Source organism: Rhodoferax ferrireducens, from assembly GCF_003347515.1.
In the GTDB taxonomy this organism is placed as follows: domain Bacteria; phylum Pseudomonadota; class Gammaproteobacteria; order Burkholderiales; family Burkholderiaceae_C; genus Rhodoferax.
Genome location: NZ_QEII01000297.1, coordinates 57,326 through 71,885, shown reverse-complemented (window position 1 = coordinate 71,885; position 14,560 = coordinate 57,326). Strand labels below are relative to the sequence as shown.

The 14,560-nt window shown below is 66.1% G+C and carries 11 protein-coding genes; 9 read left to right on the top strand and 2 right to left on the bottom strand.

What is annotated here, in order from left to right; genetic code table 11:
* The first annotated feature begins 8 nt into the window (after positions 1-8).
* Positions 9-1,094, top strand: a complete 1,086-nt coding sequence (locus C5P05_RS19510) for an L-threonylcarbamoyladenylate synthase (protein WP_114971505.1) — start codon at positions 9-11, stop codon at positions 1,092-1,094.
* Here C5P05_RS19510 and C5P05_RS19505 read toward each other — a convergent pair.
* On the bottom strand, positions 1,091-3,157 hold the full coding sequence (locus C5P05_RS19505) for a 3-hydroxyacyl-CoA dehydrogenase NAD-binding domain-containing protein (protein ID WP_114971504.1): 2,067 nt from the start codon (positions 3,155-3,157) through the stop codon (positions 1,091-1,093). The genes C5P05_RS19510 and C5P05_RS19505 overlap by 4 nt on opposite strands.
* A gap of 93 nt (positions 3,158-3,250) precedes the next feature.
* Entirely contained in the window at positions 3,251-3,700 is a 450-nt protein-coding gene (locus C5P05_RS19500; protein WP_114971503.1) for a MarR family winged helix-turn-helix transcriptional regulator, read from the bottom strand.
* Between the two features lie 162 nt (positions 3,701-3,862).
* Between C5P05_RS19500 and C5P05_RS19495 the strand changes: the two genes are divergently transcribed.
* From C5P05_RS19495 to C5P05_RS19460, 8 genes are read left to right on the top strand one after another with little or no spacing between them, the layout of a single operon-like run.
* The gene (locus C5P05_RS19495) at positions 3,863-6,058 is read left to right on the top strand and encodes a thiamine pyrophosphate-dependent enzyme (RefSeq protein ID WP_114971502.1); all 2,196 of its coding nucleotides are present in this window, start codon (positions 3,863-3,865) and stop codon (positions 6,056-6,058) included.
* 13 nt (positions 6,059-6,071) lie between these two features.
* Positions 6,072-7,574 carry an indolepyruvate oxidoreductase subunit beta family protein gene (locus C5P05_RS19490; RefSeq protein ID WP_114971675.1) on the top strand — a complete coding sequence of 501 codons (1,503 nt, stop codon included), beginning with the start codon at positions 6,072-6,074 and terminating at the stop codon, positions 7,572-7,574.
* A gap of 15 nt (positions 7,575-7,589) precedes the next feature.
* Positions 7,590-8,597 carry a PDR/VanB family oxidoreductase gene (locus tag C5P05_RS19485; protein ID WP_114971501.1) on the top strand — a complete coding sequence of 336 codons (1,008 nt, stop codon included), beginning with the start codon at positions 7,590-7,592 and terminating at the stop codon, positions 8,595-8,597.
* Between the two features lie 35 nt (positions 8,598-8,632).
* Positions 8,633-9,991 (top strand): aromatic ring-hydroxylating dioxygenase subunit alpha, encoded by a 1,359-nt coding sequence (locus C5P05_RS19480; RefSeq protein WP_114971500.1) that lies wholly within the window; start codon positions 8,633-8,635, stop codon positions 9,989-9,991.
* Positions 9,988-10,470 carry an aromatic-ring-hydroxylating dioxygenase subunit beta gene (locus C5P05_RS19475; RefSeq protein ID WP_114971499.1) on the top strand — a complete coding sequence of 161 codons (483 nt, stop codon included), beginning with the start codon at positions 9,988-9,990 and terminating at the stop codon, positions 10,468-10,470. Before C5P05_RS19480 ends, C5P05_RS19475 begins: the two co-directional genes overlap by 4 nt.
* Positions 10,471-10,478: 8 nt before the next feature.
* On the top strand, positions 10,479-12,125 hold the full coding sequence (locus C5P05_RS19470) for an AMP-binding protein (protein WP_114971498.1): 1,647 nt from the start codon (positions 10,479-10,481) through the stop codon (positions 12,123-12,125).
* Positions 12,126-13,301: a thiolase family protein gene (locus C5P05_RS19465; RefSeq protein ID WP_114971497.1), complete on the top strand. Its 1,176-nt coding sequence runs from the start codon at positions 12,126-12,128 to the stop codon at positions 13,299-13,301.
* Positions 13,298-14,551: an SDR family NAD(P)-dependent oxidoreductase gene (locus C5P05_RS19460; RefSeq protein ID WP_114971496.1), complete on the top strand. Its 1,254-nt coding sequence runs from the start codon at positions 13,298-13,300 to the stop codon at positions 14,549-14,551. The genes C5P05_RS19465 and C5P05_RS19460 overlap by 4 nt, the downstream gene beginning before the upstream one ends.
* Positions 14,552-14,560: the final 9 nt, after the last annotated feature.

The following is a 14,560-nucleotide window of genomic DNA, read 5'->3' as shown; positions in this document are numbered from 1 at the left end:
ACTCGATCATGATCCTGGATGGATTGGCTGCTGAATCCATAGCGGCTGGTGCAGATCGAATCAGGGCTGGCGAGCTATTGGGCTTGCCAACCGAGACGGTTTACGGCTTGGCCGCCGACGCCGAAAACGACAGCGCCGTCGCCAAGATTTTTGCGGCCAAAGGCCGACCGGCAGACCATCCCCTGATCGTGCATGTGCTCAACGAGGCCGGCGTGGCGCACTTTGCCGACCATGTGCCGGACTTTGCCCACCTGCTCATCCAGGCCTTTTGGCCGGGCCCGCTCACCCTGATCCTGCCGCGCCGCGAAGGCGTGGCGGCGGCGGCGGCCGGTGGCCAGGACTCGATCGGCCTGCGCTGTCCCTCGCACCCGGTGGCGCAGGCGCTGCTCAAGGCCTGCCTGGAGCCGGGAAAAAACGCGGTAGCAGAACAAAACCGGCAAGCTTCGCCAGCCGCATGGCCTGCGAAACAAGCCATGCGCCCCGTCTGGGGTGTTGCCGCGCCCAGCGCCAACCAGTTCGGCCGCGTCAGCCCGACCACCGCCGCGCACGTGCAGGGCGAATTCGGCGCGGACCTGCTGATTCTGGACGGCGGCCCCTGCGCGGTGGGTATCGAGTCCACCATCATCGACTGCACGCGCGGCGTGCCCGTGCTGCTGCGACCGGGCGCCATCACCCGCGAGCAGGTACAGGCCGTGTGCGGCCAGAAAGTGCTATTGAAAGATGAGCTGAAAGCGCACACTGCACCTGCGCCACGGGCCTCTGGAACCCTGGAATCCCACTACGCGCCGAATGCCAGGGTGCGCCTGATGGATGCCCGCGCCCTGCAGACGGCGCTGGACCTGTTGGGCGCCGATATCGACACGACTGCGGCCAGCCCGCTCATCGCCACCTATTCCCGCGCCATCCTCAAAACCCCTTCCAGCAAGGTACTGCGCCGACGTATGCCCGACGACGCGGACGCTACCGCTCAGCAGCTGTTCGCCGTGCTGCGCGATTTTGACAACCAGGGCGTGAAACTGATCTGGATCGAGACGCCACCCGAAACTCCCGAGTGGGATGGCGTGCGCGACCGGCTGCAAAGAGCGTCGGCCTAAGGTGTCAGCGCCTGAGCGCACCGGACAAAACCGGGGCCGCTGATCTCGGCCAGCCCATCCAGATCCTGTTCCAGCGCTGCCCGGTCTTGCTGGCGTGCCCAGAACACCGGGCCGCCTTCCCAGCGCGGAAAGCCATAGCCTTGCACCAGCACCACGTCGATGTCGCTGGCACGGCTGGCCACGCCCTCGGCCAGCAGCAGCGCCGCTTCGTTGACCATGGCCAGCAGGGCGCGGCGCTGGATCTCGCTGGTGCCCAGCGGGCGGCGCGTCAGGCCGCGCTGCTGCGAGGCCTGCTCGATCAGGCTGCGCACCACGGCGTCGCTGCTCTTGACCTGTTTGCCGCCTTCGTAGTTGTAGTAACCGGCGCCGCTCTTGCGCCCCAGCCGGCCTTGCTCGCACAGCCGGTCGAGGATGGCCACATAGCGCTCGCGCGGATCACGGCTGGCGGCTGCCGCCTGGCGCATGCGCCAGGCAATGTCCAGCCCCGACAGATCGGCCACGGCAAACGGGCCCATGGCAAAGCCAAAGTCAGTGAGCGCGCGGTCCACGTCTTCGGGCCAGGCGCCGTCTTCCAGCATGAACTCACACTGCTTGCGGTAGGCGTTGTAGATGCGGTTGCCGATGAAGCCAAAGGCATTGCCGGTGAGCACCGGCAGCTTCTTCAGCGTTCTGCCCAGGGCCATACCGGTGGCCAATACGTCGGGGGCGGTGTGGGTGCCGCGCACCACTTCGAGCAACTTCATGACGTTGGCCGGGCTGAAGAAATGCAGGCCCAGCACCTCCTGCGGGCGGGCCGTGACATTTGCAATGGCGTCCACGTCCAGGTAGGAGGTGTTGGTCGCCAGCACGGCACCCATGCGGGCATGCAAGTCGATCTGCCGGAATACTGCCTGCTTGACAGCCAGGTCCTCGAACACGGCTTCGATCACCAGGTCGGCCTGACACAGTTGCGCCCAGTCGGTGCTGGGGTTCAGACGGGCTTCGCTGGCGGCGGCAACACTGGCCTTGAGCTTGCCAGCACTCACGCGGCTTCGGTAGTGCTCGGCGACGCGCTGGCAGCCGCGCTGCAGGGCGGCCTCGTCCTGCTCCAGCAGGATCACGTTCAGCCCGGCGTCCAGCGCGCAAATGGCAATGCCGGCGCCCATGGTGCCGGCGCCAATCACGGCCACAGTCTGCACAAAACGCGGGTTGGTTTGCAGCGCAGCCGCCAGTTTGGCCGCCTCGCGCTCGGCGAAGAACTGATTGCGTAGCGCCTTCGCCGGCGTGCTGTTCAGCAGTCGCAGGAACAGTTCGCGCTCGCGTTTCAGTCCCTCTTCAAACGGCGTTGTCGCGGCAGCCAGCGCGTCGAGCAAGGCGGTGTAGGCCGGTTGCAGTTGCTGGCGCGGGCTCAATTTCTCGCGCTGGCGGGTCAGCAGGGCTTGCGTGCTGGCGGGATCGAGCTGCTGGTCGCGCGCGCGGGGCAAGGGCGTGCCGTGCTTCGCCAATTGATCGGCCAACGCAAGGGCCAAGGCCTTGGCCGCTTCCATCAGTCCTTCGGTCACGACCTGGTCCAGCAGTCCCGACTCGGCCAGCTGTCGGCCGCTTTGCGGCTGGCCGCTCTGAATCAGGGCCAGTGCGGTGTCCATGCCGGTCAGGCGCGGCAGGCGTTGTGTGCCGCCGGCGCCCGGGATCAGTCCCAACAGAATTTCCGGCAGGCCCAGTCTGGCCGTGTCCAGCGCCACGCGGCCGTGGCAGGCCAGCGCCAGTTCCAGCCCACCGCCCAGCGCCACGCCACCGAGGGCGGCAATCACGGGTTTGCTGCAACTCTCCACGCGCGCCAGTACCTGGCCCAACAGCGGCTCGGCCAGTTGCAGCGGGCTGCCGAATTCACTCACGTCGGCGCTGGCGGAAAAGGCCTTGTCCTTACCCGTCAGCACGATGGCGCGCACGGCGGGGTCGGCCAGGGCGGCGTCCAGCGCCGCCACGATGCGCTGGCGCAACGCGTGGCCCAGGCTGTTGACGGGCGGCTGGTCGAGGGTGATCACGGCGACGGCGCCCTGGAGTTCAAAGAGTGTGGTGTTCATGGTATGCGGCGGTTCGAGATGGGGGGTGATGGCCCTGGATGAGCAGCGCTGGAGTACCCGGGTCTCCGGTCAGGAGACGGGCCAGGAGGCCGGTTAGGAAGCTGGCCGGTGAAGCTCGATGATCTTGCGCAATGTCGCCTTGAGATCCTCTGCCTGCTTGTGGCCGAAAGGCTCCAGCACCCGATGTTCATGTTCCTTGGCCTGACGGATCAGATCGGTCAGGATTGTCTGGCCTTGGTGCGTGATACGCACCATCGTGATGCGCCGATCCGTTTCGTGCGCGAATCGTTCCACATAGTCTTTGGCTTCCATGCGGTCCAGCAGGCGCGTCACCGTCGGCTGCTTCGTGACCGAAATCTGGGCCAGCTCCCCGATGCTCATGCCGTCGCCATCGGTGAGCGTCGCGAGGATTCGCCACTCGCTGACGGAGAAGCCGCTGGCTCGAACCACGGCATGAAATTCCGTGGAAATCAGTGCGCTGGCCTGGGCCAGCAAGGCCGCCAGGTAGTCGTCTACAAAAGGTAGTTCTGGGGTGAGGGACATAGTGTTTTGCATCATAGCGGCGCTACTCCATTTTTCTGGCACAAGCCTTGCATGTAAGGGTAAACGATGATTTTGGATATGTTTACATAAAAACAATTCAGAAGTAAACTTCATCCAGAATCATACGTTGTCATGTCGATCGCACGCAGTTGAAGGAAATTTATGGCTGAACGTTCATTCGTTGAAGAAGTAAAGAGGCTCCGTCTTGGCGCCGGCGAGGTGTTCAGCGGCGAGGGCATTCTCGCCGTTACCAAGGCACTGCTGGAGTCGGGTGTGGCCTACATCGCCGGCTATCAGGGCTCGCCTATTTCTCACTTGATGGATGTGCTGGCCGATGCGCAGGACATCCTGTCCGAGCATGGCATCCGTTTCGAAAACAGCGCGAGCGAGGCGACCGCCGCGGCCACTCTGGCCGCTTCCGTCAACTACCCACTGCGCGGCGCGGTCACGTTCAAAGCCACCGTCGGCACCAACGTGGCGTCCGATGCACTGGCCAATCTCGCCTCCGGCGGCGTCACCGGCGGCGCCCTGATCATCGTGGGGGAGGACTATGGCGAGGGCTCCTCCATCATGCAGGAACGCAGCCACGCCTTTGCGATGAAATCGCAGATGTGGTTGCTGGACCCGCGGCCCAACCTGCCCAGCATCGTGCAGGCGGTCAAGGTTGGCTTTGAGTTGTCCGAAGCCAGCCATACCCCGGTCATGCTGCAGTTGCGCATTCGCTCTTGCCATGTGCATGGTCAGTTCGTGGCTGCCGACAATGTACGGCCGCAATTCACCATCCAGGAAGCAATGGAGAACCCCCAGCGAGACGTCAGCCGCATCGTGCTGCCGCCGGCGAGCTTTGTGCATGAGCAGGAAAAGATCACGCAGCGCTGGCCGGCCGCGGTGCGTTTCATTGAAGAGCGTGGGCTCAACGAATTCTTCGCCGCCGATGCCGATGACATCGGCATCGTGGTGCAAGGCGGCTGCTACAACACGCTGATCCGCTCGCTCGGGCAGCTCGGCATGGCCGATGTGTATGGCAACTCCCAGGTGCCGCTGTACGTGATGAACGTCGCCTACCCGTTGATCGACTCGGAGCTGCTGCGCTTCTGCGAGGGCAAGCGCGCCATCCTGCTGGTGGAGGAAGGGCAGCCCAACTTCGTCGAACAGAACGTCGCGGCCATCCTGCGCCAGGCGGGCTCGCTCACCGCGCTGCATGGCAAGGACGTGCTGCCGGTCGCGGGCGAATACACCACGGCCGCCGTCCTCCAGGGCGCACGCGCTTTTCTGGAGACCTATGGCCGGCTCGAACCGGTGCCGGCCGCGCCCGTCGTGCGCAAGATCATCCCGCTGGTCGCCGACGCCTCGTTCGCGCCCATCACCGTGCTGGCGGACGCGCCAAGCCCGCGCCTGCCACTGGACGCCAGCTTGCAGTCGCGCCCGCCGAGTTTTTGCACCGGCTGCCCGGAGCGCCCGATCTTCACCGCCGTGAAACTGGTGGAGCGAGAGCTGGGCGAGCACCACATCAGCGCCGACATCGGCTGCCACCTGTTCTCGATCCTGCCGCCGTTCAACCTCGGCAACACCACCATGGGCTATGGCTTGGGAACGGCCGGCGCTGCGGCCCTGAATGTGCCGGCGGGCAAGCGCGCGATCTCGGTCATGGGCGATGGCGGCTTCTGGCACAACGGACTGACCAGCGGTATCGCCAACGCGGTGTTCAACCGCAGCGACAACCTGACCATCGTGGTGGACAACAGCTACACCGCCGCCACCGGCGGTCAGGACATCCTTTCGTCCACCGCGCAGAACCCGACGCGCAGCACCAACCACGCCATCGAGAAGGCGGCGCGCGGTGTGGGTGCCAACTGGGTCAAGGTGGTGCGCCGTACCTACGACCTCAAGACCATGATGGGCACCCTGCGCGAGGCGCTCACGACCGCCGAGAAGGGGCCCAAGGTCCTGATCGCCCAGAGCGAATGCATGCTCAACAAGCAGCGGCGCGACAAGCCCAAAGTGCGCAAGGCCATCGCGGACGGCAAGCGCGTGGTGCGCGAGCGCTTCGGTGTCGATCCGGACACCTGCACCGGCGACCATTCCTGCATCCGCCTGTCGGGCTGCCCCTCGCTGTCGATCAAGACCAACCCCGATCCCCTGCGCACCGACCCGGTGGCCACCGTGCTCGACAGCTGCGTCGGCTGCGGCCTGTGCGGCGAGGTCGCGCACGCGGCCGTGCTCTGTCCCTCCTTCTACCGCGCGGAGATCGTGAGCAACCCGACCCGCTGGGACCGTGTGAGCGAGCGCGTGCGCGGCGCCGTCATCGGACTGCTGCAGGCGCGCGCACAGCGCCGCCTTGAGCGCTATGCCTTCTGAGGATTCCATTGCCATGACTGTTCAACCCATCAAGATCGCTATCCTCGCCATGGGCGGTGAGGGCGGCGGCGTGCTGGCCGACTGGCTCGTCGATCTCGGCGAGCACTGCGGCTACATCGCGCAAACCACCTCGGTGCCTGGTGTCGCCCAGCGCACCGGCGCCACCATTTACTACGTTGAACTCTATCCCCAGGCCCAGGCGGCGCAGGATGGCGGCCAGCCGGTGCTGGCCTTGATGCCGCTGCCGGGCGACGTGGATGTGGTGCTGGCCTCCGAGCTCATGGAGGCCGGCCGCGCGGTGCAGCGCGGGCTGGTCACGCCGCAGCGCACGACCCTGATTGCGTCAACCCACCGGGTGTATTCGATTGTCGAAAAATCCGCCATGGGCGACGGCCGCGCCGACAGCGCCGAGCTCATCGCCCACGCCACGCGGGCGGCCAAGCAGTTCGTGCGTTTCGACATGGCCCAGGCCGCCGAGCAGACAGGCAGCATGGTCAGCGCCGTCCTGTTCGGGGCGCTGTCGGCCTCAGGCGTATTGCCCTTTAGTCGCACGCAATTCGAAGCCACGATCGCGCGCGGCGGTGTCGGTGTCAAGTCCAGCCTGCTCGCCTTCGGCGCGGCCTACGCCCAGCCTCCTGTCGCACAGACGAGCGAGCCTGCGAGCAGCCAACAACTGCCGGCGCCTGCGCCCCGGCCGCGCCACCCCGAGGTGGCGGCCCTGCTGGAGCGGGTCCGCAGCCAGTTTCCCGCCGACGCACAGCCCCTGTTGATCGAAGGCGTGCGCCGCCTGATGGACTACCAGGATCCCGCCTACGCCACGCTCTACCTGGACCGTCTGGCCACCGTGCGGGCGCTGCCTTGCGACACCGATGGCAAATTGCTGCGCGAGACCGCGCGCCATCTGGCGCTGTGGATGTCGTATGAAGACACGATCCGCGTGGCCGACCTCAAGACCCGCAAGACGCGCTTCGAGCGGGTGCGCAGTGAAGTCCATATCAAAGCGGGACAGCAACTGGCCATCAACGAATTCATGCACCCGCGGATGGAGGAAATCTGCGAAACCCTGCCCGCCGGCCTGGGCCGCTGGCTGCTGCAACCGCACTGGGCGCACAAGCTGCTGGCGCGCTTCACCCGTGAAGGCCGCATCGTCACCACGAGTTCACTGGGCGGCTATCTGATGCTCTACGGTCTCGCGCGGCTGCGTGTCTGGCGCCGTTCCAGTCTGCGTTTTCAATGGGAGACGCAGCGCATCGAGCAATGGCTGGCGCACATCGCCACCGCCGCTGCGCACAATCCTGCCCTGGCGGTCGAGTTGGCGCAGTGCCAGCGCCTGGTCAAAGGCTATGGCGACACCCATGCACGCGGACTCGCGAACTACCAGACCCTGATGGCCGCGGTCAAGCGCGCCGGCCCCACCCTGGCGCCCGCCACATTGCGCGAATTGCGGGATCTGGCGCTGGCCGACGAGCACGGTAAGCAGCTGCATGCCGCGCTACGGCGTCACGCCCTGGTCTGACAAGAAGGACGTCCCATGACTTCATCCCACGCCCCCCACGCTTCCCACCCACTGGTGCTGCACGTCAAGGAAACGCGCTTGTTGAACCCGCTGATCCGCCTGTTGCGCCTCGGCGCGCTTGACGGCTCGGCCCTGCCGGCCTACCAGGCCGGCGCCCACATCAAGGTGCAAGTCATGCTGCCCGATGGCCAGGTGGACTGGCGCCAATACTCGCTGATCAATCTCGACACCCACGCCGGTGCTACGGCCGCGCCGACCGAGTACCTGATCGCCGTGCGGCGTGAGGATGACGGGCGCGGCGGCTCGCGCTGGATGCACACGCAGGTGAGTGTCGGTGCAACCCTCACCGTCGAGCCACCGCGCAACGACTTCGCGCTCAGCCCCATCGACGGCCGCACCGTGTTGGTGGCGGGGGGCATTGGCGTTACGCCCTTGGTCAGCATGGCGACACAGCGCCGCGCCGAAGACGCGCCGGTGCGGCTGCACTATGCCGGTCGCAGCCGCGCGCTGATGGCCTTCCTGCCCGAGTTGCAGGCGCTGCTCGGGGACGACCTGCGGGTGCACGCCGATGACGAAAGCGGTGCGCCGCTGGACATCGCCGCGCTGTTCGACGCCTGCGCGCCGGCTGACCGGCTGCATGTGTGCGGCCCCAAGGTGATGCTGGATGCGGTGCTGGCGCAAGCGCATGCGTGCGGCTGGCCGCCCGAACGCGTGCACTTCGAGCTCTTTACCGCGCCAACGCCCGTAGCCGGTGACCATGCCTTCGAGCTGGTGTTGGAAACCAGCGGACAGACCTTTACCGTGCCGGCCGACAAAAGCATTCTTGACGTGCTGATCGAGGCCGGCTGTGATCCGATGTTCGACTGCAAGCGCGGTGAATGCGGCGTTTGCGCGGTTGCCGTGTTGGCGGGAGAACCCGACCACCGCGACTATGTCTTGTCCGAGAGCGAGAAGCGAGCCGGCAACGTGATCCAGACCTGCATCTCGCGCTGCAAGGGCCAACGCCTGGTGCTGGACTTGTAGACGATGAACAACCAACAAGAGGAGACACACAGTCCATGAGCAAATACCAAGGCCCGCCCGAAGCCGTCGCCGCAAAAATTGCCAATCTCGTGCGCGCGGCCGAAGCGCACAAGGATCTCTACATCGATCAGGAACTGTTCGAGCTGGAGATGAGCCAGCTGTTCGCCAACACCTGGGTCTATGTGGGCCACGCCAGCCAGGTGCCCAAAGGGGGCGACTTCACCACCACGACCGTTGGCACCCAACCCGTGGTCATGGTGCGCCAGGCCGACGGCAGCATCAAGGTGCTGCACAACCGGTGTCCGCACAAGGGTGTCAAGGTGGCCGGCGAAGCCTGTGGCAACACCGGCAAGTTCTTCCGCTGCCCGTACCACGCCTGGACCTTCAAGACCGACGGCAAACTGCTGGCCATGCCGCTGAAGAAGGGCTACGAAAACACCGGCTTCGACAGCTGCGAAGCAAGCCAGGGCATGGCGGCGGTGGAGGCCGTGCAGGTCTATCGCGATTTCGTGTTTTGCCGGCTCAGCCCGACGGGCATCGGCTTTGCGGACTACTTTGGCGAATCGTTGTCGACGATCGACAACATGGTCGACCGTTCGCCCGAAGGCAAGCTGGAAGTGGCCGGCGGCGTGCTGCGCTACATGCACAACTGCAACTGGAAGATGCTGGTCGACAACCAGACCGACACCTGCCACCCGATGGTGGCCCACGAGTCTTCCGCCGGAACCGCGGTCAAGGTGTGGCAGCAGGCACCGGCCGGCACGCCCAAGCCGATGGCTGTGGAACTGTTCGCGCCCTTCATGAACCCCTACGAATTTTTCGAGAACATGGGCATTCGGGTCTGGGACAATGGTCACGGCCACACCGGTGTATCCGATTCGATTCACGCCGACTACTCGGCCGTGCCCGGCTATCGCGAGCAAATGGTCGCCGCTTATGGCGAGGAGCGCGCCAAGGCCATCCTCGGCGATGTACGGCACAACACGGTGTACTTTCCGAACATCATGGTCAAGGGGCCGATCCAGACCTTGCGCCTGTTCAAGCCGATCGCGGCCAACAAGACCCTGGTCGAGAGCTGGACCTTCCGCCTGGTGGGCGCACCCGACATGCTGCTGGAACGCACGCTGATGTACAACCGGCTGGTCAACGCCCCCACCTCGGTGGTCGGCCACGATGACCTGGAGATGTACGAGCGTGCCCAGGAGGGTCTTCAATCGATGGGCCGCGACTGGATCAACGTGTCCCGGCTGTATGACCCGGCCGAGCATGGCCAGGTCAACGTGGCGACCAACGGCACCAACGAGTTGCAGATGCGCAACCAATACCGCGCCTGGGCCAAGTTCATGGCGGCGGCGACACCAACAGATCTGCAAACGCAGGAGAACCCGGCATGAGCAGCTTCACCGACCAGCAATTGACCGATTTTGTCTACGCCGAGGCGCGCCTGCTGGACGAGCAGCGTTTCGACGACTGGCTGCAGCTCTTCACCGACGACGGCCATTACTGGATGCCGCTGGAGCCCGGGCAGACCGACGCCCGCCTGCACACCTCGCTGCTGTATGAAGACAAGCTGCTGCTGCGCGTGCGCATCGAACGCCTGAGCGGTGCGCGCACCTTCTCGCAGCAACCCAAGAGCCGCTGCCACCACCTGCTGCAACAGCCCACCCTCGAGTCGGCCGACCCGGCTGCCGGCCGCTGGGTGCTGCGCACCGCGTTTCACTATGTCGAGACCCGGCGTGACGAGCAGACCCTGTTCGTCGGCTGGATGCGCCATGAGCTGGTGAGCGAGGGGAACAGCCTGCGCATCCAGCTCAAGCGGGTCGATCTGCTCAACAGCGACGCGGCCTTTGCCAACATTAACCTCTTCATGTGAGTCCCGCCATGCCCTCTTCCGTGACTCCTCCCGCCGTGACCGTCGCCGCTGCTTTTGCCGCCACGGCCGCCACCTGGGGGCCGCAACCCTTTCTCTGCATGTTGCCCGAGACGGCGGATATCTACGGTGTGCCCGCGGGTGAGCTGGCCTATGCCCAGGCCCAGGCGCGCATTGTCGCGCTGCGTGCGCAGTATGCGGCGGCGGGTTACGGTCACGGCCATCGGATCGGCCTGCTGCTGGAGAACCGGCCCGCCTTCTTTGTGCACTGGTTTGCACTCAACGGCCTGGGGGTGTCGGTGGTGCCTATCAACCCCGATCTGCGCGCCGCCGAATTGGAGTACCTGATCGGTCACTCCGAGATCGCGATGGCCGTGGCACTGATGCCGCGCCACGCCGACCTGCGCGCGGCCGCCGCCGCCGCCGGGCGCTCGCTGTTCGTGATGGCAGATGGCGAGGAACCCGCCGTAGCGCCTTACCCGGCGCCCCAGGTTGGCCGCGCACCGGACGCGTTGAGCGAGTGCGCGCTGCTCTACACCTCGGGCACCACCGGGCGCCCCAAGGGCTGCATACTGCCGAACCGCTATTTTCTGGAAGCCGGGCGCTGGTATGCCAGCGTTGGCGGCCTGGCCGCCTTGCGCCCCGGGCTGGAGCGCATGATCACGCCGCTGCCGCTGGTGCACATGAACGCGATGGCCTACTCGACCATGGCGATGGTGCTGACCGGCGGTTGCCTGATCCCGCTTGATCGCTTCCACCCCAGAAGCTGGTGGCGCAGCGTGCGTGAATCCCGTGCCAGCGTGGTGCACTACCTCGGCGTGATGCCGGCCATGCTGATGAAGGCCCCGGCCAGCGCCGACGACCGCGCGCGCCAGGTGCGTTTCGGGTTTGGCGCCGGGGTCGATCGCAGCCTGCACGCCGCCTTCGAGCAGCGCTTCGGCTTCCCCCTGCTGGAGGCCTGGGCCATGACCGAGACCGGCGCCGGCGCGGTGGTGATGGCCAGCCAGGAGCCGCGCTTGATCGGCAGCAGCTGCTTCGGCCGGGAGGGCGCCGGGATAGAAGTCCGGCTGGTCGCGGACGACGGCAGCGAGGCCAAGGCGGGCGAGCCGGGTGAATTGCTGGTGCGCCATGCCGGTGCCGATCCACGGTACGGCTTCTTCGCCGGTTACCTGAAAGACGAGGCCGCTACCAGTGAGGCCTGGGCTGACGGCTGGTTTCACACCGGCGACATTGTCCAGCGCGATGCCGGCGGGCATTTGCACTTCATTGACCGGCGCAAGAATGTGATCCGGCGCAGTGGCGAGAATATCTCGGCGGTAGAGGTGGAGAGCGTGTTGCTGCAGCACCCGCTGGTGCGAACGGCGGCGGTCGCCGCGGTGCCCGATCCGGTGCGCGGCGACGAGGTGCTGGCCTGTGTCGTGGCGCCCGACGTGGCGTCGGATCCGGCCGCGCGCCTCGCCGCGGCGCAGGACATCGTCAATTGGTGTCTGGCGCGCCTGGCCTATTACAAGGCGCCGGGTCATGTGGCCTTTGTCGAGGCCTTGCCCTTGACCGCTTCGCAGAAGGTGCAGCGCGGCGAGCTGCGAGTCCTGGCATCCCAGGTGCTCGGCCAGCCGAACTGCGTCGATACCAGCGCCATGAAAAAGCGCCAGGGCTGAATGACGATGAAGCAACGCAAATCCTACGAAGGCATCGCCGTGGCGGTGCCGGTCACGGTCCCCTACCAACGCTATTCAATCCACGGCGCGCACTGGTTCATCGGCCAGGCGCTGCAGGCGCTGGTGCAGGCCAGCGGCATCGCCAAGGAGCAGATCGACGGCCTGACCATCAGCAGCTTCTCGATGGCCCCTGACACGGCGGTGGGCGTCACCCAGCACCTGGGCCTGAGCCCGCGCTGGCTGGATCACATTCCCACCGGCGGCGCCTCGGGCGTGATGGCCTTGCGCCGCGCCGCGCGTGCGGTGCAGGCAGGCGATGCCGAGATCGTCGCCTGCATCGGCGCCGACACCAACCACGTCGATTCCTTCCGCCAGACCCTGGGTTCCTTCAGCGACTTTGCGCGCGACGCCACTTACCCCTATGGCGCCGGTGGGCCGAACTCGATGTTTGCCTTCATCACTGCCCACTACATGCAGAGCTACGGCGCGAAGCGTGAAGACTTTGGCCGCATCGCGGTGGACCAGCGCAGCAACGCGCTCAAGAATCCGAACGCGCTGATGAAGAAGCCGCTGAGCCTGGACGAGTACCTGGCGGCCAAGGCCATCAGCGACCCGATTCATCTGTTCGACTGCGTGATGCCTTGTGCCGGCGCCGACGCTTTTCTGGTGATGAGCGAGGCCAAGGCGCGCGAGCTGGGTCTCAAGCACGTGCTGCTGCGCGGCGCCATCGAACGCCACAACGCCTTTGCCGCCGATCCCGTGATGCTGCGCGGCGGCTGGCGCGTGGACCGCGACGAGCTGTATGCGCAGGCGGGGGTGACGCCGGCGGACATCGACTTTGTGCAGACCTATGACGACTACCCGGTGATCGTGATGATGCAGTTCGAGGATCTGGGCTTTTGCGAGAAAGGGGAGGGCGCCAGCTTCGTGCGCTCGCACACCATGACGCATGACGGCAGCTTCCCCAACAACACCAGCGGCGGACAGCTGTCGGTCGGGCAGGCCGGCGCGGCGGGCGGTTTTCTCGGCCTGGTCGAGGCGATTCGCCAGTTGACCGATGCGGCCGAGGCGCGCGCCGTGCCCGATGCCCAGCTGGGCCTGGTCGCCGGCTTTGGCATGGTGACCTACGACCGTTGCCTGTGTACCGGCGCGGTCATTTTGGGGAGATCGGTATGAGCCCGCCGTTCATGAAGCCGCCGCGCAAGAACCCGGTGCTGCGCACGCCGCAGCTCAATCTGCCGCCCAGCGCACGTGGTCGGGTGGCGCTGGGCCTTACCGCCGCCGCTGCCGAAGGGCGCTTCGAGTTGCAGGTGTGCGAGGCCTGTGCTGCCGTGCAATACCCGCCGCGCGAGGCCTGCCACCGCTGCCTGTCGCCGCAGCTGAAATGGCGCGAGCAAACCGGTGCGGGCCGCTTGCTGGCCAGTACCACGCTGCACCACAGCAACGACCTGTACTTCAGCGAACGCCTGCCGTGGCGACTCGGCATGGTGCAGCTCGACGCCGGCCCGTCGGTGATGGTGCATCTGCATGGCGACGTCGGCGATGCGCCGCAGCGGGTACGCGTCGGCGCGCGGCTTGACCGCGCCGGGCAAGCGGTATTGATTGGATTTCCAGACCAGGAGAGTGTTCACATGACAGACGATAAATTGCTGCGCGAGATGGCCAGCGACCCTCAATTTCGCAAGGTGCTGGTGACGGACGGCAAGAGCGCGGTCGGCCAGGCGGTCGTGCAGGCGCTGGTCAAGGCCGGCGCCGACATCATCTGGGTCGGTCATGCCGAGCCCTGGAAAAAGGTGGTGGGGCTCGACGCCATCGCCGCGCTGCCGCAGGTCACCCTGGTGCCGCTGGATGTGGGCAACGAGCGCTCCGTGAGCGAACTGGCCGGGCAGATTGGCGGCAAGGTGGACATCGTGATCAACACCGCCGAAGTGCACCGCACCTTCGGCATCAGCGCGCGGCGCGGTACCGATGTCGCCAAGCTGGAGATGGAGATCAACTACTTCGGGCTCTTACGGCTGGCGCAGGCCTTCGGTCCGGCGCTCAGAGGCCGCGCCAACGACGGGGCGACGCATGCCACGGCCTGGGTCAATGTGCTGTCGATCTACGCCCTGGCCAACTACCCGGCGCACGGCACCTTCTCGGCCTCCAAGGCGGCGGCGCATTCCCTGGCGCAATGCCTGCGCGCCGAGATGCGGCCGGCCGGCATCCGGGTCGTCAATGTCTTTCCCGGCCCGATCAACGAGGAGTGGAACCAGCAGATGCCGCAGCCCAAGCTGACGCCGGCGGCCCTGGCCGCCGCCATCGTCAAGGCCTTGCGTGACGGCGTGGAGGATGTTTACCCCGGTGACATCGCCCAGGAGTGGCTGCAGCGCTGGCGCGACAACCCCAAGGTCCTCGAACGTGAACTGGCCTTGGGTGGCAACTGACAGAAACGG

What these genes read in the sequence shown, in the direction of transcription:
- C5P05_RS19510 (WP_114971505.1), top strand. Translation starts at nt 9, where the DNA reads ATGATCCTGGATGGATTGGCTGCTGAATCCATAGCGGCTGGTGCAGAT.
- C5P05_RS19505 (WP_114971504.1), bottom strand. Translation starts at nt 3,157, where the DNA reads ATGAACACCACACTCTTTGAACTCCAGGGCGCCGTCGCCGTGATCACC.
- C5P05_RS19500 (WP_114971503.1), bottom strand. Translation starts at nt 3,700, where the DNA reads ATGTCCCTCACCCCAGAACTACCTTTTGTAGACGACTACCTGGCGGCC.
- C5P05_RS19495 (WP_114971502.1), top strand. Translation starts at nt 3,863, where the DNA reads ATGGCTGAACGTTCATTCGTTGAAGAAGTAAAGAGGCTCCGTCTTGGC.
- C5P05_RS19490 (WP_114971675.1), top strand. Translation starts at nt 6,072, where the DNA reads ATGACTGTTCAACCCATCAAGATCGCTATCCTCGCCATGGGCGGTGAG.
- C5P05_RS19485 (WP_114971501.1), top strand. Translation starts at nt 7,590, where the DNA reads ATGACTTCATCCCACGCCCCCCACGCTTCCCACCCACTGGTGCTGCAC.
- C5P05_RS19480 (WP_114971500.1), top strand. Translation starts at nt 8,633, where the DNA reads ATGAGCAAATACCAAGGCCCGCCCGAAGCCGTCGCCGCAAAAATTGCC.
- C5P05_RS19475 (WP_114971499.1), top strand. Translation starts at nt 9,988, where the DNA reads ATGAGCAGCTTCACCGACCAGCAATTGACCGATTTTGTCTACGCCGAG.
- C5P05_RS19470 (WP_114971498.1), top strand. Translation starts at nt 10,479, where the DNA reads ATGCCCTCTTCCGTGACTCCTCCCGCCGTGACCGTCGCCGCTGCTTTT.
- C5P05_RS19465 (WP_114971497.1), top strand. Translation starts at nt 12,126, where the DNA reads ATGACGATGAAGCAACGCAAATCCTACGAAGGCATCGCCGTGGCGGTG.
- C5P05_RS19460 (WP_114971496.1), top strand. Translation starts at nt 13,298, where the DNA reads ATGAGCCCGCCGTTCATGAAGCCGCCGCGCAAGAACCCGGTGCTGCGC.